Origin of the sequence: Calothrix sp. FACHB-168 (assembly GCF_963889195.1) — a bacterium.
In the GTDB taxonomy this organism is placed as follows: domain Bacteria; phylum Cyanobacteriota; class Cyanobacteriia; order Cyanobacteriales; family Nostocaceae; genus Aulosira; species Aulosira anomala_A.
On the sequence record NZ_CAWPNJ010000028.1, the window covers coordinates 23517 to 45713 of the forward strand.

General features: G+C 42.8%; 22 protein-coding genes. 13 read left to right on the forward strand and 9 right to left on the reverse strand.

Annotated features, from left to right (window positions below; all coding sequences use genetic code 11):
- Positions 1 to 2: 2 nt before the first annotated feature.
- From AACW45_RS17405 to trmD, 3 genes are all read right to left on the reverse strand, one after another.
- The gene (locus AACW45_RS17405) at positions 3 to 509 is read right to left on the reverse strand and encodes a type I restriction enzyme HsdR N-terminal domain-containing protein (protein WP_190633773.1); all 507 of its coding nucleotides are present in this window, start codon (positions 507 to 509) and stop codon (positions 3 to 5) included.
- Positions 510 to 606: 97 nt separating this feature from the next.
- Positions 607 to 1092, reverse strand: a complete 486-nt coding sequence (ispF, locus tag AACW45_RS17410; protein ID WP_190633774.1) for a 2-C-methyl-D-erythritol 2,4-cyclodiphosphate synthase — start codon at positions 1090 to 1092, stop codon at positions 607 to 609.
- 84 nt (positions 1093 to 1176) lie between these two features.
- The gene (gene trmD / locus AACW45_RS17415) at positions 1177 to 1893 is read right to left on the reverse strand and encodes a tRNA (guanosine(37)-N1)-methyltransferase TrmD (protein WP_190633775.1); all 717 of its coding nucleotides are present in this window, start codon (positions 1891 to 1893) and stop codon (positions 1177 to 1179) included.
- A gap of 568 nt (positions 1894 to 2461) precedes the next feature.
- On the opposite strand from trmD, the gene AACW45_RS17420 reads away from it, so the two are divergent.
- Positions 2462 to 3325 carry a cyanophycinase gene (locus AACW45_RS17420; RefSeq protein ID WP_096646243.1) on the forward strand — a complete coding sequence of 288 codons (864 nt, stop codon included), beginning with the start codon at positions 2462 to 2464 and terminating at the stop codon, positions 3323 to 3325.
- A 169-nt stretch (positions 3326 to 3494) separates the two neighbouring features.
- On the forward strand, positions 3495 to 6197 hold the full coding sequence (gene cphA, locus AACW45_RS17425) for a cyanophycin synthetase (protein WP_190633853.1): 2703 nt from the start codon (positions 3495 to 3497) through the stop codon (positions 6195 to 6197).
- A 67-nt stretch (positions 6198 to 6264) separates the two neighbouring features.
- On the opposite strand, the gene tatA is transcribed toward cphA, so the two are convergent.
- The 3 genes from tatA to AACW45_RS17440 form a co-directional block, all read right to left on the reverse strand.
- The gene (tatA, locus tag AACW45_RS17430; protein ID WP_190633776.1) at positions 6265 to 6438 is read right to left on the reverse strand and encodes a twin-arginine translocase TatA/TatE family subunit; all 174 of its coding nucleotides are present in this window, start codon (positions 6436 to 6438) and stop codon (positions 6265 to 6267) included.
- Between the two features lie 83 nt (positions 6439 to 6521).
- On the reverse strand, positions 6522 to 6770 hold the full coding sequence (locus tag AACW45_RS17435; protein WP_242045707.1) for a hypothetical protein: 249 nt from the start codon (positions 6768 to 6770) through the stop codon (positions 6522 to 6524).
- Positions 6771 to 6945: 175 nt separating this feature from the next.
- A complete protein-coding gene (locus AACW45_RS17440) occupies positions 6946 to 8349 on the reverse strand; it encodes a serine/threonine protein kinase (protein ID WP_190633777.1) in 1404 nt (467 codons plus the stop codon).
- Positions 8350 to 8442: 93 nt separating this feature from the next.
- Here AACW45_RS17440 and cbiT point away from each other — a divergent pair, with 93 nt between their 5' ends.
- The gene (cbiT, locus tag AACW45_RS17445) at positions 8443 to 9045 is read left to right on the forward strand and encodes a precorrin-6Y C5,15-methyltransferase subunit CbiT (protein ID WP_190633778.1); all 603 of its coding nucleotides are present in this window, start codon (positions 8443 to 8445) and stop codon (positions 9043 to 9045) included.
- 152 nt (positions 9046 to 9197) lie between these two features.
- A complete protein-coding gene (locus tag AACW45_RS17450) occupies positions 9198 to 10091 on the forward strand; it encodes a phosphatidate cytidylyltransferase (RefSeq protein WP_096646250.1) in 894 nt (297 codons plus the stop codon).
- 467 nt (positions 10092 to 10558) lie between these two features.
- Here AACW45_RS17450 and AACW45_RS17455 read toward each other — a convergent pair whose 3' ends face one another.
- Complete coding sequence (locus AACW45_RS17455) at positions 10559 to 11272, reverse strand: LmeA family phospholipid-binding protein (protein ID WP_190633779.1); 714 nt, start codon at positions 11270 to 11272, stop codon at positions 10559 to 10561.
- A 136-nt stretch (positions 11273 to 11408) separates the two neighbouring features.
- Here AACW45_RS17455 and AACW45_RS17460 point away from each other — a divergent pair, with 136 nt between their 5' ends.
- Together AACW45_RS17460 and AACW45_RS17465 are read left to right on the forward strand one after the other, a co-directional pair.
- On the forward strand, positions 11409 to 12224 hold the full coding sequence (locus tag AACW45_RS17460) for a pseudouridine synthase (RefSeq protein WP_190633780.1): 816 nt from the start codon (positions 11409 to 11411) through the stop codon (positions 12222 to 12224).
- Positions 12199 to 13002 carry a helix-turn-helix domain-containing protein gene (locus AACW45_RS17465; RefSeq protein WP_190633781.1) on the forward strand — a complete coding sequence of 268 codons (804 nt, stop codon included), beginning with the start codon at positions 12199 to 12201 and terminating at the stop codon, positions 13000 to 13002. The genes AACW45_RS17460 and AACW45_RS17465 overlap by 26 nt, the downstream gene beginning before the upstream one ends.
- Before the next feature lie 101 nt (positions 13003 to 13103).
- On the opposite strand, the gene malQ is transcribed toward AACW45_RS17465, so the two are convergent.
- A complete protein-coding gene (gene malQ, locus AACW45_RS17470; RefSeq protein ID WP_190633782.1) occupies positions 13104 to 14612 on the reverse strand; it encodes a 4-alpha-glucanotransferase in 1509 nt (502 codons plus the stop codon).
- Positions 14613 to 14783: 171 nt separating this feature from the next.
- Here malQ and AACW45_RS17475 point away from each other — a divergent pair, with 171 nt between their 5' ends.
- Entirely contained in the window at positions 14784 to 15224 is a 441-nt protein-coding gene (locus tag AACW45_RS17475; protein WP_096647927.1) for an NUDIX domain-containing protein, read from the forward strand.
- A 193-nt stretch (positions 15225 to 15417) separates the two neighbouring features.
- Complete coding sequence (locus AACW45_RS17480; protein WP_190633783.1) at positions 15418 to 16545, forward strand: Rid family detoxifying hydrolase; 1128 nt, start codon at positions 15418 to 15420, stop codon at positions 16543 to 16545.
- A 185-nt stretch (positions 16546 to 16730) separates the two neighbouring features.
- On the opposite strand, the gene AACW45_RS17485 is transcribed toward AACW45_RS17480, so the two are convergent.
- On the reverse strand, positions 16731 to 16922 hold the full coding sequence (locus AACW45_RS17485; RefSeq protein WP_190633784.1) for a hypothetical protein: 192 nt from the start codon (positions 16920 to 16922) through the stop codon (positions 16731 to 16733).
- Positions 16923 to 17221: 299 nt separating this feature from the next.
- On the opposite strand from AACW45_RS17485, the gene AACW45_RS17490 reads away from it, so the two are divergent.
- The 5 genes from AACW45_RS17490 (at position 17222) to AACW45_RS17510 (ending at position 22160) form a co-directional block, all read left to right on the forward strand.
- The gene (locus AACW45_RS17490; protein WP_190633785.1) at positions 17222 to 18268 is read left to right on the forward strand and encodes a CobW family GTP-binding protein; all 1047 of its coding nucleotides are present in this window, start codon (positions 17222 to 17224) and stop codon (positions 18266 to 18268) included.
- A gap of 232 nt (positions 18269 to 18500) precedes the next feature.
- Positions 18501 to 19148, forward strand: a complete 648-nt coding sequence (folE, locus tag AACW45_RS17495) for a GTP cyclohydrolase I FolE (RefSeq protein ID WP_190633786.1) — start codon at positions 18501 to 18503, stop codon at positions 19146 to 19148.
- A gap of 154 nt (positions 19149 to 19302) precedes the next feature.
- Positions 19303 to 20544 carry an FAD/NAD(P)-binding protein gene (locus tag AACW45_RS17500; RefSeq protein ID WP_190633787.1) on the forward strand — a complete coding sequence of 414 codons (1242 nt, stop codon included), beginning with the start codon at positions 19303 to 19305 and terminating at the stop codon, positions 20542 to 20544.
- 36 nt (positions 20545 to 20580) lie between these two features.
- The gene (locus tag AACW45_RS17505; RefSeq protein WP_190633788.1) at positions 20581 to 21351 is read left to right on the forward strand and encodes a CobW C-terminal domain-containing protein; all 771 of its coding nucleotides are present in this window, start codon (positions 20581 to 20583) and stop codon (positions 21349 to 21351) included.
- A complete protein-coding gene (locus tag AACW45_RS17510; RefSeq protein ID WP_190633789.1) occupies positions 21348 to 22160 on the forward strand; it encodes a metallophosphoesterase family protein in 813 nt (270 codons plus the stop codon). Before AACW45_RS17505 ends, AACW45_RS17510 begins: the two co-directional genes overlap by 4 nt.
- Positions 22161 to 22197: the final 37 nt, after the last annotated feature.

Consider the following 22197-nt stretch of genomic DNA (forward strand, 5'->3'; position numbering starts at 1 on the left):
TTTCAACGTAAAGTATTACCATCCAGATTGACCTGAGACTGAGTAGTTCCACCTTCTAATTTTTGCAGCAACCCTATTTCTGCTAACTTTTCTGATGCTGGCGGTGTTTCTGATTTCCAGTGATAAGCTAAGTCTCGCAACCAAGCTTCTACTAGGGTTTCTAAATAGAGACTCAAGATTCTTTTGTTGCTAAATTCGGGATCATAATGACTAAGTATATTAGAAGTTTTGAGTGACATTAGAGAATCTGAGAACTTCTTGCCATGCCATTTGAAAATATCAACATTTCCTAGATCTGCTAACATCGCGAATGTGTCATTAGCTAAATCAAACCGAGTATTTTTGGCATTTTGTAAATATGACTTTAATTGTGAAATAGCTTCCTCTTTGGCATTTCTCCCTTCTAATTTTGTTGCTTTAACTTCCACTAATAAAACAATCTGCTCATCCTTATCCAAGACAACAATATCAGCAACATAATTAGGAATCTGAAATTTTGCAGCTTCCATTGTCCTAGTTCTCCCAAATAATTGAATAATTCTTGAGAAATTTCTTGCTCATGTATACCTATGCTATCCATTAACCAATCTGTTACCGAAATTTGAGTTAATTAGCAGCTACTAGTAAAACCACAGCATAGGCGCATATCCCTTCTTCTCTTCCCACAGGGCCTAATTTTTCGTTAGTAGTAGCTTTGATACCAATTTGATTTGGTTCTAACTGTAAAACAGCCGCTAGCTTATCCCGCATTGTCTCAATATGGGGTTTCAATTTTGGTCGTTCTGCGACTACCACCGAATCAATATTGCTGATTCGCCAACCGCGATCGCAAATTAGCTGGTTTACTTGAGTTAATAGCACCAAACTATCTGCACCCGCCCATTGGGGATCTGTCGGTGGAAAATAATGTCCAATATCCCCTAAAGATAATGCCCCTAGCATGGCATCCATAATCGCATGGGTTAGCACATCAGCATCACTGTGCCCCAGCAAACCCAATTCATGAGGAATGTTCACACCGCCTAAAATTAAAGCGCGATCGCTCACTAAGCGGTGAATATCGTAGCCGTTACCTATACGAATGTTTGTCATTTGTCAATAGTCAATAATCAATGGGCATTGGGCATGGGGCATTGGGCATTGGGCAAATAGAATTTTGAATGCGCGAATTTTGAATTATTTGTCCTCCTTGTCTGCCTTGTCCTCCTTTTCCCTTTGCCATTTTTCCAGTAAATCCGGACGGCGATCGCTAGTTTTTTGGATTTGTTGTTCGTAACGCCACTGGGCGATGGCGGCGTGATTTCCAGACAATAAGACATCCGGTACTTTCCAGCCGCGAAAATTGGCAGGACGGGTGTATTGGGGATAATCTAACAAACCTTCTTCAAAACTCTCGGCTGTCAATGATTCCACCTTCGCTACAGTGCCCGGTAATAGTCTTACCACACCATTAAGCAAAGCCATTGCGGGGATTTCGCCACCAGTGAGAATAAAGTCGCCTAGAGAGACTTCACGGGTAACTAAATGCAGTACTCGCTCATCAACTCCTTCATAATGGCCACAAATGACAACTAATTGGTTATAATTTGTTGCCAGCTCGCGCAAAAGTGGTTGATTAATAGTTTGTCCTTGAGGACTCATCAAAATCACCTCTCTTTGCGGTAGAATCGGCAACGACTCTACAGCAGCGAAAATGGGTTCCGGCTTCATCAGCATCCCCACACCGCCGCCATAGGGTTCATCATCTACTTTCCGGTGCTTGTCATTGGTAAAGTCTCTAGGATTAACAAGATTGACTTGCGCAATCTGTTTGGCTAAGGCTTTAGCCAGCAATCCAGAACTCAAAACTGAGGTAAAACAGTCAGGAAAAAGCGTAACTATATCAAAGCGCACAGTTATTCGTATTCAAGAACACTAATCTTAAATTTGAATGTCTAGGAAACACAAGAAGCTAATGAGTGGTAGGGCTAGAGATAAAGTTTGTCAATAGTAACTAAAAGTACCAGAAAACTTAGATCTTGCGGGAGACGAAAAGTTTTTCTATTTACTTACTTTATGTTTAAATATTGTCAAAACTACATTTAAATTAATATTCTGAACTCAGTTAACAACTTTCAGGATGCATCCAGCCAGCCTCAGAACACAGCTTGTCAAAACCTACTCGCCCCCATCGCGGGCGTAGCCTAGCCCCCACTTAGCCCTACTCGCACTATTTTGCCAAACTGGCAAAAGTGGACAGGTGAACAAACAAGGCGCTGGCTTTGAGGAAAATGGACATATCAAGACTGAGGCGTCTTGTGAATCGAGCAAACACTCGCAACTGCAAAAAGTGTCCTCCCAAACAAGCAAAGCGCAAAAATAGTTAGGCTACTGAACTTTGTTATATTCACACGCCATTCGCCACAAGCCGGCAAACCCGTACTAGGCGATGGCTCCTGAAGTTGTTGACAGGAGAAACACAATGCCGCAATTAAAAGCTAAATCGCTGGAAATGAGGACACCCCAAGCAACTAAAACCGCCGTTCTGGTTATCGGAGGCGCAGAAGATAAAGTTCACGGACGCGATATCCTAAGAACTTTTTTTGGCCGTGCTGGTGCTAGCAAGGCTTATATTACAATTATTCCATCTGCCTCTCGCGAGCCAGCCATTATTGGCGGTCGGTACATTCGGATTTTTGAAGAAATGGGTGCGGAGAAGGTTGAGATTTTAGATATTCGCGAACGGGAACAGTGCGAAGCCTCTCAAATTAAAGCATCTCTAGAAGCCTGTAGCGGAGTCTTTTTGACAGGAGGGGATCAATTACGTCTGTGTGGCGTGTTGGCAGATACGCCAGTGATGGACATTGTCCGACAGCGAGTTAGGGCAGGGGAACTTACCTTAGCTGGCACTAGTGCCGGAGCGGCGGTAATGGGGCATCATATGATTGCTGGCGGTGGTAGTGGGGAAACGCCCAACCGCTCTCTGGTAGATATGGCAACAGGCTTAGGCTTTATTCCCGAAGTGATTGTAGACCAACACTTTCACAACCGTAATCGCATGGGGCGATTAATTAGCGCGATCGCAGCTCACCCCGATCGCTTAGGTATCGGTATTGACGAAGATACCTGTGCTGTATTCGAGCGCGATGGCTGGCTACAGGTTATGGGTAAAGGTAGCGTCACGATTGTCGATCCCACGGAGTTAACCCACACAAATGAACCCCATGTAGGAGCAAATGAACCCTTAACTGTCCATAATTTACGCCTCCATATCCTCAGCTATGGCGATCGCTTCCACCTGTACCAACGCACTGTATTGCCTGCGGTACACCGGATCTCCAGCTGACGGAATAGAGTATCTGAGGTTACACTGAGTTGATCGTGGATTTATTTCTAACCGTAGAAAAATCAAATATACAGTATTTAAAAAGAAAAACTGTTCATGATAAACAGTTTACGATCAATCCCAGTAAGAAACTAGAATATTGGTTCCGAATCTCCATCTACCTATTCCCATGAGAATCCTCAAGATCCAGACCTTACGCGGCCCAAACTACTGGAGCATTCGACGCCACAAGCTGATCGTCATGCGCCTCGATTTAGAAAACCTTGCCGATAAGCCCTCAAATGAAATCCCTGGTTTTTACGAAGGATTAGTAGAAGCCTTGCCAAGTCTGGAGGGCCACTATTGCTCACCGGGCTGTCGGGGTGGTTTTTTAATGCGCGTGCGCGAAGGCACAATGATGGGCCACATCGTTGAGCATGTAGCCCTCGAACTGCAAGAACTAGCCGGAATGCATGTCGGCTTTGGTCGCACCCGCGAAACAGCTACACCTGGAATTTACCAGGTAGTGCTTGAGTACTTGAATGAAGAAGCGGGACGCTACGCCGGACGAGCAGCCGTGCGGTTGTGCCAAAGTATAGTCGATCGCGGTCGTTATCCCAAAGCCGAGCTAGAACAAGATATTCAAGACTTAAAAGACTTCTGGCGCGATGCATCTTTGGGGCCGTCTACAGAAGCGATCGTCAAAGAAGCAGAAAAACGGGGTATACCCTGGATGTCTTTGGAAGCACGCTTTTTGATTCAGCTAGGCTATGGCGTGAACCAAAAGCGGATGCAAGCAACCATGACCGATAACACCAGCATTTTGGGTGTAGAACTAGCTTGCGACAAAGAAGCCACCAAACGTATCCTGGCATCTGCTGGCGTACCAGTGCCTAAAGGTACAGTTATTAGTTTCTTGGATGATTTGGAAGAAGCAATTGAATATGTTGGTGGTTATCCCATAGTCATCAAGCCATTAGATGGCAATCACGGACGGGGAATTACCATTGATATTAGAACCTGGGAAGAAGCCGAAGCCGCTTATGAAGCCGCTAGACAGGTATCTCGGTCAGTAATTGTGGAACGGTATTATGTAGGGCGAGATCATCGGGTATTGGTGGTAGATGGTAAAGTCGTAGCAGTCGCTGAACGAGTACCCGCCCATGTGGTAGGTAATGGCAGATCTACTGTTGCGGAACTAATTGAGGAAACAAACCAAGACCCAAATCGCGGTGAAGGACATGATAATGTACTCACCAAAATTGAACTCGACCGGACTAGTTACCAGCTGCTAGAAAGACAAGGCTTTACCCTAAATAGCGTTCTTCCTAAAGGTACAGTTTGTTATTTACGCGCTACAGCTAACCTAAGTACAGGCGGTTGTGCTTTAGACCGTACCGATGAAATCCACCCAGAAAATATTTGGCTAGCACAACGGGTAGTCAAAATTATTGGCTTGGATATCGCCGGTTTGGATATCGTCACCACAGATATTAGCCGCCCCTTAAGGGAAGTAGATGGCGTAATTGTTGAAGTTAACGCCGCCCCTGGCTTTAGAATGCATGTTGCGCCCAGTCAAGGCATTCCCCGCAATGTTGCAGGCGCAGTCATGGATATGCTCTTTCCTAACGAGCAATCTAGCCGCGTTCCCATTCTGAGCGTCACCGGTACTAATGGTAAAACCACTACTACCAGATTACTAGCACATATTTATAAACAGACAGGTAAAGTAGTAGGTTATACAACTACAGACGGAACTTATATCGGCGATTACTTAGTAGAAGCTGGAGATAATACGGGGCCGCAAAGTGCCCATTTAATCTTGCAAGACCCGACTGTAGAGGTCGCAGTTTTAGAAAGCGCTCGTGGTGGGATTCTCCGCTCCGGGCTAGGTTTTGAAGCTGCTAATGTAGGTGTAGTATTAAATGTTGCCGCCGATCATTTAGGTATAGGCGATATCGATACCATTGACCAATTGGCTAACCTCAAGAGTGTAGTCGCCGAAGCTGTATTCCCAGATGGCTATGCTGTACTCAACGCCGACGATCACCGAGTTGCGGCGATGGCGGAAAAAACAAAAGCGAATATTGCTTACTTCACCATGAACCCCGACTCAGAACTAGTGCGCAAGCACATTCAAAAGGGCGGAGTCGCAGCAGTTTATGAAAATGGCTATCTGTCAATTGTCAAAGGCGATTGGACACACCGCATCGAAAGGGCAGAAGCGATTCCCTTAACAATGGGAGGACGCGCGCCATTTATGATTGCTAACGCCTTAGCCGCAAGTTTGGCAGCTTTTGTGCAAAACGTCACCATTGAGCAGATTCGCGGCGGCTTAAAGACCTTCCGTGCTTCTGTAAGTCAAACTCCAGGACGGATGAATTTGTTTAATTTAGGCAACTACCATGCCTTAGTAGACTATGCTCATAACCCAGCTAGTTACGAAGCTGTAGGTGCTTTCGTTCGCAACTGGACTACAGGACAGCGAATTGGTGTAGTTGGCGGCCCTGGCGATCGCCGTGACGAAGATTTTGTTACCTTGGGCAAATTAGCCGCCGATATTTTTGATTACATCATAGTTAAAGAAGACGATGACACGAGAGGTCGTCCCAGAGGTTCAGCCGCAGCGTTGATTACTCAAGGCATTACCCAAGTTAAACCCAATGCTCGGTTTGAGGCAATTTTGGACGAAACCCAAGCAATTAACAAAGGCTTGGATATGGCTCCGGAAAACAGCTTGGTCGTGATTTTACCAGAAAGTGTCAGCCGTGCCATTCGCCTAATTAGAACACGCGGCGTAGTTAAAGAAGAAACACATCAACAAAATTCAACTACGTCCATCGTAGATTCCCAAAATGGCGTGGTATCTCCGATCATCAATACGCTGCTTTAGTCAATAGTAGAGATGCGATCGCGCGTATCTCTACTATTAACCTTTGCTTTGCTGCCAATTAACAATATTACTGGTCTTGCTCGGAATTCTTCTCTGAATTAGAACCTTTAACTTCTTCCTTAAAACCCCGGAGAGTTTTACCCAGTGCATTCCCCAATTCGGGAATTCTTTTCGGGCCGAAAATTACAATAGCCACTATCAGAATAATGGCAATTTCTGGCCATCCTAATCCAAATAACATATATACTTCCTCTCAAGCATCTTTAATTAACTATAAAGTGCAGTTGCTATAGTGACTAACTTAAAACTTAAATAGACCAAGGATTAATAATTACAACCCCTGTTCTTTGCAAAATCGTTGTAGTTATAGTTTACGCTGCGATCGCGGCTCAGATCGAGTTCTTCAGCAACTTCAGTCAGAGGGGATTGACGGAAGAACTCTGAGAGTGTGCTGGGTTGCCCAGAGGGGGTGTTTTGTGTAGTGAGACTTTGGGCAAGAAGTTGGATAATATAAAGTTTTTCGTTGGGGGAAAGTTGAAGGAGTTGTTGCTCAAGTTCTGGAATAACCATCATGGGCTTGAAGTCGAGGATAATTTAATTTTACGTTCGCGATCGCTCCTGGGAAAACTTTGCTATTTACTAAAAGTTGCTATTTTTATACTTACTTTTTTTTAATACTAATTATTAATTCGTAATAAAAGAGCATACAGAGTCAAAAATAACTCAAAGATTTGCTGGTCTTAACTTTCTATTTGGTGGCAATTTTGATTCCTAACCAAGCGCTTAATTCCTGGGCTAGCCATTCCATTTCCGCTTCAGATTTGAGAGGAATATTATTACCACCAAGCTGATATTTTTGTACCCCAGCCCAGATTTCTAATTGTGCGGGTACCTGGGTTCTGTCGCCATCAGAATCTTTAGTAAAGTGTGGTGGAATATACACTAGTTTAGTAATATTCTGCCGGGGGGATGGTCGAGGACGATGAAATTTAAATCCAAATAACTCATAGGTTGAAGATATTTGTTGACTATCCAGGCGTAATTTCATACTTCCCCAGATACTAAATAAAAAACCATACATCATAAAGCCACCAGCGCCCCAAAAAGGCAGGGAGAACAAGGCAAAGGGGATATTAACCGGAAAAGGTGCAGCAAGCGCGCCAATCGTCCAAAATAGGATGAATGAATTCCAAGCGATCGCAAAAAAACCTAAGAATAACATCGATGCTTGCCAGCCATGAGGCGGAATGAGAATTTCTAGCACATCCTGATTTCTCGTCAGTTGAATTTTGCTCCCTGGCGGTTGACTAATCGTTAAATCAGTGAAATCAGTCGCCTGGTAAACTAGGGGTTTCTCTAAGGCTTGGATGGCTTTGAGGGCAGAACTGGCACGCTTTTCTAGGCTAGGTTCGATCAGCCAGCCTAACCAATGACTCAAATCAGGACTGATATTAGCTGCTTGCTCAAATTGAATGCGAAAATCCTTTTGGGGTAAATCGGCGGGATGAGTCCCCGTTAGCAAGTAAATTAACGTTGCACCCAAGCTGTAGAGATCCGATGCAGGAACGGTGCGCCCCCCAAATTGTTCTAGTGGCATATAACCGTAGGTTCCTACCACCGTCCGCGTCGAGCCTTCAGTTGCCAAAACAGTTTGTACTGAGCCAAAATCGACCAGATAAACTTGACCAACACTATTACCAGAGCGATCGCCCAATAAAATATTGCTAGGCTTAATATCGCGGTGAATTACAGGCGGATGTAGCCCGTGTAAGTAAATTAGAATCTCTAAAACAGCCTTGGCTATTTGTTGAATTTCCACCTCTGTAAAAATTCGCCCAGATTTTAAGTATTGCTCTAGAGTTTGGGCTGGGATATAACTCTGTACTAAAGCAAATCCTTTAATTGTCGATGAATTTACTTCAAAATAATCTAAATAGCGAGGAATAGCAGTATGTGATAAAGATTTTAAAGTTTCAGCTTCTCGCTCAAATAGCTTGAGATCGTCCCATTCAAAGTCACCGCCAAAAATCAGTAACTTGATGATGACGAGTTCCTGAGTTAGTAAATCACGGGCTAATAGGGTTCGCCTGCCCGCTTTTTTGCCCAATTGCTGCTGAATTTCGTAGCGTTCGCCCAATATTTCTTGAATCATAATGATTACTGATAGCGCTACGCCTAGAGGTGGTGAGAGCCTGTGACTGTGCCAATAAACAAGCTGATATCTTTAGTATAAATATGTAATTCTATGCCTTCCAAAATTTGGCCTTACATTACCCCTGGGATTCCCGATGAAATGTTCGAGCATTTACCAGGAATACCCATGAGCCAGCGAGAAGTGAGACTATTATTAATTGCTCAATTACGGCTTCAGCCAGATTCCGTATTATGGGATATTGGTGCAGGTACAGGTACAATTCCTGTAGAGGTAGGATTATTGTGTCCTTACGGGCAAATTATTGCTGTAGAACGGGATGAAGAAGTAGCCAATTTGATCCGGCGAAACTGCGATCGCTTTGAAGTCAAAAATGTGGAAGTGATTGAAGGTATTGCCCCGGATTGTTTGCAGCAACTAAAACCTACTCCTCACCGTGTATGTATTGAGGGAGGACGCCCGATTCAAGATATTTTGCAAGCTGTGTGGGATTATCTGCCGCCTATGGGTAGAGTAGTAGCGACAGCTGCTAATCTAGAAAGTCTTTATGCTATCTCTCAAAGCTTTTCTCAATTACAAGCACGAAATATTGAAGTTGTGCAATCTGGCGTCAATCGCTTAGAAATGCGAGGTTTTTCGCAAACCTTTGCCGCCATAGATCCCATTTTTATCCTCAGTGGTGAGAAACTAGAGTGAATCTACATAAATTTAGCGGCTAGGGACTAGGTTTAAGGGACTAGGGAGAAGAAATTTTGGATTTTAGATGGAAATCTCATCCAAAATTATTTACAATGCCCAATGCCCTATGCGCCATGCCCCATGCCCCATGCCCCATCCTCAATACTTCTATGCCTTGGTCTCGGATTATTAGTGGAATTGTTGCGATCGCACTGGCTCTATTTTCTACCTTGTTAGGGGGCTGGTATTTTACCATAATGATTGCGATTGTGGTGTTTTTAGGACAACAGGAATATTTTAATTTGGTGCTAGCCAGAGGTATGGCTCCTGCTGTCAAAACCACTATGTTTGTCAGTCAAGTTTTACTGATAATTTGTACGCTGAATGGTGACTTAGCTGACGCGGTGATGCCAATAGCGGGGACATTTATTTGTTTTTACCTGCTATTTCAACCCAAAATGGCGACAATTGCTGATATTTCCGCTTCGATTATGGGGCTATTTTATGTGGGTTACTTACCTAGTTATTGGGTAAGATTGCGATCGCTCGGTAACGTCGCCCTCAGCAATCTACCTTTAGGCGGTTACTGGCCTGCTAGTTGGGCAGATATTCTAGACCAGGCAAACCTGGCCTCCCTTCCTCAAGGACTGAAAGCGACCGTGCTGACCTTTTTCTGCATCTGGGCAGCTGATATTGGCGCTTACACTATTGGTAAGTTCTTCGGCAAAACTCGTTTATCTGATATCAGCCCGAAAAAAACCGTGGAAGGTGCTGTATTTGGCATTAGTGCCAGCATCGCTGTGGGTTTAGGCGGCGCTTATTATCTTCACTGGACTAACGCCCTGTACACTGGTTTAGCCTTGGGTTTACTAATCGGGATCGCTAGTCTTTTAGGCGACCTCATCGAATCTGTGCTGAAGCGCGATGCTGGAGTCAAAGATTCTGGACAGTTGATCCCCGGACATGGCGGCATTTTAGATCGTACAGACAGTTATATCTTTACAGCGCCCTTAGTTTACTATTTCGTGACTTTGTTATTGCCCTTAATTGCCAAGGGGGGGTGAGGGAGCAGGAGGTAGGGGAGCAGGGAGCAGGGAGCAGGGAGCAGGGAGCAGGGAGCAGGGAGCAGGGGAGCAGGGGGCAGGGGGAGTAAAGAAAAATCTCATTAAATACATTGGGTAATTTATTCTCTGGAAGTCCCCAAGGAGGACAATAAATTTTAGATTTTGCGAAAAGTCGGAGCGCCGGAAGCCGGCGCTCTGTTAGCGCAGCGTAAAGCCTTCTCCTATCGGAGACGCTACGCGAACGGCATAGCTTCGCTTAGAGCGACGCAGGAGCGTCACTTTTCAAGACAGATTTGCAATTTTGGATTCCAATCTAAAATCCAAAATCCAAAATCCAAAATTGTTCCAATGCCCAATGCCCAATGCCCAATGCCCAATGCCCAATGCCCCATACCCAATACCCATCATTCTTCAAAAAGATAAATTATTATAAATAATAAGCAATTTAAGTTTTTGATTTTTAATGATCAGGGATTGACGTTAATCTGCCCGCGACAGCGTAACTGACCTGGGATCAGTGTGAGTTCTTGGATATCGACCTCTGAACCGAGATCGAAGGTGTACTCATGATTACTCTGTTCTGGAGTGACAATATCGCACTTGATGAGAACTGGTGCTAGTTGCAACTCGCGACCATTGATTAAGTTTATGCCCAGGTATATATCCAGGGGCATAGATTGACCTTCAGATGTTAGAATGCCACTCAGTATAATTTGATGATTTTCCAGAATAATTTTTTGCCAAGAAATAGACTTGGTTTTTGCGCAGTGTTCTGGTAAAAGTTTAACCAGTACATCATTTAAGGCCGTTAATAACAGCTCGGATGAGAGGGAATTATTCAGATCCTTCTCTTCGACGATCAATTCACCAACTACTGGTACTGTTTCTAACAGTTTGAGCGGCTGTCCTTTAATAACCGAGCCTATGTTGACTTGAATATTTTCAGCGATGAGTTGAATTTGTCCAATATGGAGGCCTTGATAAACAGCATGACTAGCCCCAATCGATACCCAAGGAATTTTTCCAGAGAGCAGTTGGCGATCGCTAGCTTTAATGTCCACATCGATGTGCGCAACTTGACTTACTTGCGCTCGCAACCATATCTTTAGTGCCGTTGTGAGCAGATTCGTAATTATCCGTATCTTGTGATTACGTTTGCCATCGGAATTTTGCTCAGTCATTTCACTTGTTATTTATGGGTAGTGACTCAAAAATCGGTAGAAGTTAATCAATCCATAAATGTAACATTTATGGTGATTAACGACAAAGTGCAAATTTTATAATTTAAATGTTAACGGTAGAATAAGTAATTTCCACATGGAGGCTAGGTTACAAAAAGTTCTCGCTCAATGGGGTATTGCCTCACGTCGTGAAGCTGAAGAAATGATTAGGCGATCGCGCGTGCGGATTAATGGTGTGTTAGCACATATAGGTCAAAAAGTTGACCCAGAAAAAGACAAAATTACAGTTGACGGCAAACCAGTCGTTACTAAACAACGTCCTGCTTCTATATATCTGTTGCTAAACAAACCTGCTGGGGTAGTTTCTACTTGCTACGACCCGCAGGGAAGAACAACAGTTTTAGATTTATTAGCCAAAGAATTACGTAGTGGTTCTGGTATTCACCCAGTAGGGCGTTTAGATACAGAATCCACAGGTGCATTATTACTGACTAACGATGGCGATTTAACATTTGCGCTGACCCATCCCAGTCACAGCGTTCCTAAAACTTATCGTGTAGTAGTTAAAGGACATCCGCCAGAAGAACTGTTACAAATGTGGCGTCAGGGTGTGATCCTAGATGGTAGAAGAACAAGACCGGCTGAGGTGCGCCTCATCGAAAGTTTGAATGCACAAAGCTCTTTAGAGATTGTCTTAAAGGAGGGACGTAACCGCCAGATTCGCCGTATAGCCGAACAATTAGGCTACCCGGTCATCAAGCTACATAGAACTGCCATCGGACTGATTAAATTACAAGTTCCCAAACAACCCTATCTCAAAGAGGGTAAGTATCGTTCCCTAAGAAATGATGAGATGCGCTTTTTGCAACAGCAAATCAAGCACATACCTATTACAGATTCAGCTGAGTTAAGGAGTGTAACTACACATGAAATGGTTCAACAGGAAGGATAATCAGCCACCAACACTGTCAGTAGAGCAACAACAGTCCGAAAAATTAGCGGAAATTGGCGGTCAACTCTGGGCGGCGCGTCAAGAACAAGGCTTATCTTTAGAAGAAGTCGTTATATTAACCAGAATTCCCAAACGGCTCCTGCAAGCGATAGAAGAAGGGAATTTAGAGGAACTGCCAGAACCAGTTTATCTTCAAGGTTTAATTCGGCAATTTGCCGATGCTTTAGGTTTTAATGGCGTGGAATTGTCTAGCACTTTTCCCATTGTCTATCAACAAAAGCACCCTAAACCAGCTTGGACGAATAAGCCCATTAATCAATTACGTCCTTTGCATTTGTATTTTCTTTATATATTTGTGATTATCTGCTCTGTAAGCGGCTTATCTCAACTTGTGAAAGATTCTGCTTTACAAGCAAGTACTACCCCACCTCAACCCAAAGCAGCACAACAAAAAAACTCAAAACAAGTATTACCAGATATCAAACCATATAGCAACACCCTGATGACCACTAAACTTGGTACACCAGTACAGGTGGGTGTTACTTTAAAAGCTTCATCTTGGATTCGGGTAGTAGCTGATGGTAAAACTGAGTTTGAGGGTACTCTTCCACAAGGAACTCAACGCACTTGGAAAGCTAACGAGCAGCTCACTGTGAAAACTGATAATGCTGGTGGTGTATTGATGAGCGTCAATCAGGAGCAACCCAAGGAAATGGGTGAGTTAGGAAAGCCAGAGGAAGTGCAAATTGCTGCTAGACCCCGTAGTCTACCACGTTAATTTTGCTCGCAAGATAATTTACCTTAATTACTCAGCACTTCAGTTAGTAAATTTTGCAACACTGAAGTGCTGATTTATTTTGATGAAAATTCAGCAATCTCTCAGGATTCTTTGGGTGCGCGTCCGTAGAGTGTAGTCAAAACCTTGAGCTTCTGGCTTAATTCCTCAGTCAAGGCTTCTTTTTGATAACGCCATCCCCAATTCCCTTCAGCAACACTGGGGAAATTCATTCGCGCTTCTGTTCCCAATCCTAAAACATCTTGTAAAGGAATAATTGCCTGATTGGCAATAGAACTTAAAGCCAGTCGAATTAAATCCCAATGAATTCCTTCAGGACTGATACAGCCAATATAAAGTAACAAGTTACGCTTTTCCCAATCACTAGCTTGGTTGTACCAGCCAATTGTGGTGTCATTATCATGAGTGCCGGTGTAGACTACAGCATTGCGGGGGTAGTTAAAGGGTAGAAAAGGATTACCAGGATCGGAACCAAAAGCAAATTGTAAAACTTTCATTCCCGGAAATTCAAATTGATCGCGCAGTGCTTCTACTTCTGGCGTAATTACTCCTAAATCTTCTGCTAATACAGGTAGAGTACCTAACTTTTGTTTGATTGTCTCAAACAATTCTTCCCCAGGCGCTTTTAACCATTCACCATTAATTGCTGTTTCTTCTCCTTGTTCCACAGCCCAGTATGCTTCAAAACCTCGGAAGTGGTCAATGCGAATCACATCCACATAATCCAGCATGGCTTGGAAGCGTCCCAGCCACCATTTAAAGTCTTGCTTTTCTAATTCCTCCCAGTTGTAGACTGGGTTACCCCACAGTTGACCTGTAGCACTAAAGTAATCTGGTGGAACGCCAGCCATCAAAGCTGCTTCGCCTGTCTCTTCATCTAAACAGAAAATATTCGGATTAGCCCAGACATCAGAGCTATCATGAGCTACATAAATGGGGATATCGCCAATTATGTGGATACCCCTCATGTTGGCATAGGTTTTGAGTTCCGACCACTGACGGAAAAATTCAAACTGGAGATATTTGTGAAAGTAAATTTCTTCAGTTAGCTGTCGCTGTGCTTGCTCGATGGCTTTGGGTTCGCGTTTGGCAATTTCTGGTTCCCAAGTATACCAACTTGAGCCGCCATTGCTATCTTTCAGCGCCATAAATAAAGCATAGTCATCGAGCCAATAAGCTTTACTCTGACAAAAACCAGAAAATTCTTTTTGCTGTAAAGGTGTGGCTTGAGTTTTAAAGTTATTACAGGCTTTTTTGAGCAAATCAAGCTTGATGGGCGCAATTTTTTCGTACTCTACCTGAGAGGTGTCAAATGCTGGTAAGTTAGCAAAGTCATCTTCTGTGAGTAAACCCTGGTCTTTGAGTTGTTCTGGACTGATGAGTTGGGGGTTACCCGCCATTGCTGAATAACATGCATAAGGAGAATTACCATACCCAGTAGGCCCTAAAGGTAAAACTTGCCAATATTGTTGATAGCTCTGTTGCAAAAAATCAATAAAATTATAGGCTTCTAGGCCTAAATCCCCAATCCCAAATCGACTGGGAAAGGAAGTAGGGTGCAGCAAAATGCCACTGGATCTAGGGAAAGGCATAGTTAATTAGATGATATAGGAGCAAGCGATCGCCTTAACATGACGCTAGGGGATCGCATCGAATTTATCACGGTAGGGGTTGGTTTAAAAGCTGCCTATGGTGATAGATGTAGAGAATGTAACAATTCCCTATAAAAGCTCATAATTACTACTTAATCCTTAATAATGCAGATGAATTACAGAAATCCCGCGCCGACAGTAGATATCATTATTGAATTGGTGGATCGCCCTCATCTACCTATAGTGTTAATTGAGCGACATAACCCGCCTTTAGGTTGGGCGCTTCCTGGTGGTTTTGTCGATTATGGTGAAGCGGTGGAAGTAGCGGCGAAGCGGGAAGCGGAGGAGGAAACGGGTTTACAGGTGGAGTTAATTGAACAATTTTTGGTATATTCTGACCCCAACCGCGATCCGCGTCAGCATACTATGAGTGTTGTGTTTTTAGCGATCGCAAAAGGTGAACCTAAAGCCGGTGATGATGCGAAGAATATCGGCATTTTTGAGTCTTGGCGGGTTCCTGGGAATTTGTGTTTTGACCACGATCGCATTCTGCGGGATTATTGGCAGTATCGGCATTATGGGTTGCGTCCGAGGTTGGGTTGGGGGAGTTAACCGCAGAGGCGCAGAGGGCACAGAGAGAGGGAGTAATTAATATTTCGGCTTTATGGGTTGGGTTGGGGGAAACGAACCGCGTTCGCGAAGCGTCTCGCAGAGAAGGCGCGAAGTTCGCTAAGGAAGAGAGGAGAAGAATACTCCTGCCAAATTATCGAGATTATACTGAGGCAGGGGTATTTAAAGGTGCATTATGGATGCTGAGGAGCTTTTAAAGAAATTTGCGGAAGGTCAAAGGAAATTTCATGCAGTTAATCTTCAAGGAGTAGACCTCAAAGGCAAAAATTTGAGTGAGGTAGACTTATACAAAGCAAATTTGAATGGCACAGATTTGAGTGAGACAACGCTAGTAAAAGCTAATCTTTGGGAAACAAAGCTTTCTAGAGCATCTCTTAGAGGCGCAAATTTGATGCGGGTGCAAGGTGGTTTACTTGATTTGAGTTGGACGGATCTTAGTGGTGCGAACTTAAGCTGCGCTAACTTGAAAGATGCAAATCTCACCGGAGCAGACTTGACTCAGGTAAATTTAACCCAAGTTGACTTTACTGGAGTGAATCTTAAAGGTGCAAATTTCCCAAAAGCTCAACTCCGGGGGGTAAATTTAGAAAAATTTGATTTGTCAGATTTAAACCTGAGTTATGCAGATTTGTGTGGAGTAAATCTTAGAGCAGCTAACCTGAGAAAATCTTTGCTACAAGGCGCGAATCTAGAAAGAGCTTGTTTGTTAGATGCTAACTTGATATTGGCAAACTTTGATGGTGCAAACCTAAAGAAGGCTAATTTTACTGGAGCAAATATTTACGGAGCTAGCTTTAAAGATGCTGACCTAACTGGTGCGATAATGCCTGATGGAGAAGTTTACAAACCGATCGCCTGTGAGATGGAAGTCGGTAAGCAGCAAGCATCTTTGGGGAAAGTAATATCTATGACACGCCAAGTTATTCGCACTGATAATGCACCGGAACCAGTGGGGCCGTATAATCAAGCGATCGCCGCTTCTGGTCAAATGTTGTTTGTAGCTGGACAAATTGCCATCGATCCCCGCATTGGTCAAGTTGTCTATACTGATGATGTTAAAAAGCAAACTGAACAGGTAATCGCTAATTTAGAAGCTATCTTAAAAGAAGCTGGTGCAGGTTTTGAAGATGTGGTAAAAACTACCGTCTTTCTGGCTGATATGAATGATTTTGCGGCTGTAAATGCGATTTATGCCAAATATTTTCCAGAAGACACAGCACCAGCACGCGCTTGTGTAGAAGTATCGCGCTTACCTAAGGATGTTTTGGTAGAAATTGATTGTATCGCTGTGATACCTGGTTAATAAAATCACAATAACTCATATATATTTTCCGGGGTACAGCATTGCTGTGCCCCATTTTGTTTTATAGTTGTTGACGGTTGACAGTTGACTGTTGACTATTGACTATTGACTGACTTGATGTCCTAATCTATCTGGCTACTGCTACATCCTAAACAAGGTACTTTTAGTTCGCATCACCACCAATCTCATTTATAGCGACATTGTTGCACCTCTGAAGGCGAAGCTTGGAGCTTTGAACTCGGAACTTGAACTTCTGAAGGCGAAGCTTGAAGCTTTGAACTCGGAACTTGAACTTCTGAAGGCGAAGTTTGCAGCTTTGAACTCGGAACTTGAACTTCTGAAGGCGAGGTTTGCAGCTTTGAACTCCAAGTTTGCACCTTTTAACCTCACAGTTGCAGCTTTTTAGTTGAACTATTGATGATTAGTTGGCAAAAATTCATTACATAAGGTGAATGCGATCGCTTTTCTCTCCACATACGGCAAAATTTACACCAACCCTTGTGCAGCTAACTCTTCCTTAGCCAGTTTTTTCACCAGTTTCCGCACAATTAACTTGATATTTGGCGCACCTCTAACCATTGTTGAAGTCGCAAAGCACAATTGTTGCTTGCAGATGGCAAATTTTTGTGTAGAATGAGAATCGTTATCAAACAGCCTATGGCATTAACCAGGAATTATGACTAACACAGCCACAAATATAGCAACCGACACCGAAATAGTTGCTATTCCTAAGCGAGGAATGCCAGTTACAATTATTACAGGATTCCTTGGTAGTGGGAAAACAACGCTGCTTAACCAAATTCTCAAGAATAAGCACGATTTAAAAGTAGCTGTCCTGGTTAACGAATTTGGTGATATCAACATCGATAGTCAGTTACTCGTATCGATGGATGAAGATATGGTAGAACTGAGCAACGGCTGTATTTGTTGTACCATTAATGATGGATTAGTTGATGCAGTTTATCGAGTTCTTGAAAGAGAAGAACGTATCGATTATTTAGTAATTGAAACTACTGGTATTGCCGATCCTCTACCAATCATCCTCACATTTTTAGGTACAGAACTCAGAGATTTAACGCAGCTAGATTCTATCATCACCGTAGTAGATTCTGAGGCATTCACCCCTAGCCATTATGACAGCGAAGCAGCTTTAAAACAAATCACCTATGCCGATGTAATTCTCTTAAATAAAACTGACCTAACAACAACCGAAAAAGTAGGAGAATTAGAAAATTACATCAAGCAACTCAAACCCCAAGCCAGAATTCTACACAGTCAATTTGGTGAAGTAGCATTACCCTTAATTTTAGATGTTGATTTAACACCAATCAATGATTATACCGAGCATCTATTAGAGGAAGACGAACATCATCACCACCACGACCATGACCACCATGACCACCATCATCACGAGCATAAACATCACTCTCACCATATAGAAAATGAGGGATTTGTAGCCATATCATTTCAGAGCGATCGCCCCTTTGACGTTCACAAATTTGAAGAATTTCTCACAGACAAACTACCAGAAAATATTATGCGATCCAAAGGCTTACTTTGGTTCAACGATAGCGACTTAAGGCATATTTTCCAACTTAGTGGAGTGCGTTATCAACTACATGCAGATGACTGGACATCTCCACCAAAAAATCAGTTAGTTGTCATTGGTAGAGACCTAGATAAAAGCCACATTAACTCCCTCTTAAATGCATGTTTAGTCTGAACATCTTCAATTAATCATCCATAACCATCCTCAACCAACAATCACAACTAACCAAAAAAATTCCTTAATTCATATCTCATTCTCCGCGTACCTTTGCGCCTACCTTTGCGCAACTTTGCGTTTAACCTCCCATCCTCAACTCACCAGCATTTCATGCAAACCTGTACCTAGCTTCCCAACAGAAAATCGAAAACCCAAAATTTTGTAACAATCAACAATTAATTTATCAACAATGACTTTATCAATTCCTCCCGAACTAATCTCCTCCTCTGAAGAAATGCTCACCTTACGCAATCAGCAATTACCCAATGTTACAGAATCAGAAATGATTCAAGCCGTGCGTACCTTATTGATTGGTTTAGGAGAAAATCCCGACCGTGAAGGTTTAAAAGATACGCCCAAAAGAGTTGTCAAAGCCTTACAATTTCTCACCAAAGGATATCATGAATCCTTAGATGAACTCTTAAATGGGGCAGTATTTACCGAAAATGCTAACGAAATGGTGTTAGTCAGAGACATCGATATTTTTAGCTCTTGCGAACACCATATATTACCAATAATTGGTCGCGCCCATGTAGCATACATTCCTAACGGTAAAGTCATCGGATTATCAAAAATCGCCCGCATTTGTGAAATGTATGCACGCCGTTTACAAGTTCAAGAACGTCTAACTTTACAAATTGCAGATGCATTACAAGGTTTACTCCAACCCCGTGGTGTAGCAGTAGTAATCGAAGCAACCCACATGTGTATGGTGATGCGTGGTGTGCAAAAACCTGGTTCTTGGACTGTTACCAGTGCGATGCGTGGAGTATTTGCAGAAGATCCTCGTACTCGTCAAGAATTTATGAATTTGGTACAACACAATCCGAAGTTTTAAGTTGACGGTTAACTGTTGACTGTTGACTGTGAACTGTCAACGATCAACAGTTAACAATAGTCATGGAATCTTTTTTTACCTGAAAGTCCCTAACTCGTCATCATGAATTACTTTAAACTATTATGATAATCATTATCATAATCTGAACCAGCAAATGCAAGATACTCCACCATCCATACCCCAAACAATTGACCTAGCAATTATCGGTGCTGGCCCTCATGCTTTAACCTTGGTAACGCACCTGCTACAAAAACGCCAAAATATCCGGGGTAAATTTTTAGTATTTGACCCTAGTGGTATATGGATGAGTAATTGGGAACATCAATTTGCAGCTTTAGAAATTCCTCATTTACGTTCCCCCGCAGTTCATCATCCTGACCCCAATCCTTTTGCGTTGCGGAAATTCGCGGAATCTCGCGGTAGTGAATTATTCCCCCCCTACGATTTACCAGGAACTAAGCTATTTGGAGATTTTTGTCAGGATGTAATTTCTCGCTTTTCCATACCACAGCAAGTCATTCCTTTAAAGGTAATTCGCATTGAACCTTTGCGTCATTTGATTCGTCCCCGCTTGCGTTTGTGGCTAGAAGATGGACAAGCAATTATGGCGCGACGGGTAGTATTAGCAACAGGTAGTGCTAAATTAAACTTTCCTGACTGGGTAAACCAAATTGAGTCATTGTATCCTCAAGATAGACTTTGTCATTCCCACACCGTAGATTTACGGAAGTTGCGCTTCATGGGTGAGAAAGTCCTAATTATTGGTGGTGGGTTAACTAGCGGACATTTAGCCGTAGGTGCAATTTCCCGTGGTGCAAAAGTCGATTTAATGTTACGCAGACAGTTACAAGAAAAATTATTTGATGCGGAACCAGGATGGTTAGGGCCGAAGTATCTCAAGGGATTTTTTGCCGAATCAGATTACACACAGCGCTTTACTATGATTAAACAAGCGCGTAATGGTGGTTCTATGACACCAGCAATGGGAATGCAACTGCGGCGACAGGTGCGTCATGGTAATCTGAAACTTGATGAAAATTGTCAAGTAGTCAAAGCTGAGTGGTTAGGTGAGAATTGGCTAGTTAAATGTAGTGATGGAAGTCAGCAAGAATATAGTAGAATTTGGCTTTCTACTGGTACTCAATTTGATGCTACATCTGAGCCATTATTACAAGAAGTTTTCGCAACTTACCCCACTTCTATAGTTAACGGTTTACCTGTTTTAGATGAATATTTGCGTATTCCCGGTTCGGAATTATTTATCATGGGTGGGTTAGCAGCTTTACAAGTAGGCCCAACCGCGAGAAATTTGTCAGGCGCAAAAATGGCGAGTGAAAAGATTGTTCCCGCAATTGTCAAGCCGAGTCTGGCGCTGTCTCATCTGCGCAGTGCTTGATTTTTTTAAAACCATAAAAACGATTATCATTCTGGTATGATACCTTTAATTACCGTTGTTGCTGGGCCTGTTGGCTGTGGAAAAACCACTTGGATTGAGCAACAGTTGAGATTACAACAGAGAGACAAAGTATTGTATTTTAGTCCGGGTACGGGGGCTGTTCCTATAGACCAAACTCGCCTTGTAGCAGAATTTCCCACGGTGAAGGTTTTTAATGATAGCGAAAGAGTTGAGTTTTTGAATCAACTAGCCTTAGCTGATGCGGTTTATCTAGAATTGGGGTTTTACTTAGAGTTAAGCGCAGTTACCCAGATTTTAGATAATTTACATTATCAGGCGATCGCAATTCTACCCCCAAACCTGCAAGATTCCGAATGGCATGAATGGGCTAACAAAATTATACCAGGGGCAAATATCTCCAATACTGCAACACAAGCTAGAATTTGGCGTGCCTCCAGCACTGGCGAAGTTTTGGATGAAAACAGTTTAGACGAATTTTGGTATGAAATGACACATGGCGCTTATGGTCAAGTCATCCGTGCAAAAGGCATTTTTAATATTGCAGATGGGCGGTATTTATACGCAGATTATGTGGCTGGCGTTCCCAAAAATGACTTTCTCGAATTCGACTTACCTCGTCATTTAGAAGGTAGACCACAACGTTTTAGTGGGATAGAAGTTTTTGCTCAAGACTTAGATGAAGCTACTGTAACTCAAACATTGGGAGATTGCTGTTTATCGGATATGGCAATTTTAAATTACCAAGAACAAACTAAACAATTGCTGGCTGAGGAAATAGAAGCATGAAAATAGCGGTAATATCATGTATTCATGGTAATTATGAAGCCTTAGATGCTGTTTTATTAGATATAGATAAACACAAAGCTGAACAAATTTATTGTGTTGGTGATTTAGTCGGATATGGCCCCCATCCAAATGCAGTAGTAGCACAAATTCGTTCTTTAGATATTCCCACTTGTGCTGGTTGTTGGGATGACGATATTGTGGAAGGCTTGAACGCTTGTGACTGTAGTTATCCCTCATTATTAGCTGAGAAACGCGGACATTTAGCTCATGAGTGGACTAACAAAGAAATTCACCCAGAAAACCGCGAATTTCTTGCCCAATTACCTTACAGTTTGCGTCACGAAAATCTTGTTTTTGTACATGGTAGTCCTCACAGTAATCACGAGTATTTATTACCAGAACTTGATGCTTTTGTGGCTTTAGAAAGGGTACTATCTGTAAATGCAGATGTGCTATTTTGCGGTCATACTCATGTTCCTTATGTTCGCAATTTAGATGCAGGTAAGTTAAAAGTTAGCGTGCAAATTGAAGGTGAAAAAGCCCAAGAAAAGAGTTTTAATACATCCTTAAAACGAATTATTAATGTTGGTTCTGTGGGAGAACCAAGACATGGGCGACCCAATGCCACATATATAATTTATGACACAGATACTCAAGCCGTAATTTTGCGTGAAGTCCCTTATGATTATCAAAAAACTTGTGCGGCGATTATTGAAAAGGGCTTACCAGCAATTTTTGCTTGGCGTTTAGCGCGGGGTTTAGAGTTTGCGGAACGGGCGGATGATCCGACTCATGTGTGTACGCGGTGAGGGAGACAAGGGAAGGGGGACAAGTAATTTAAAATCT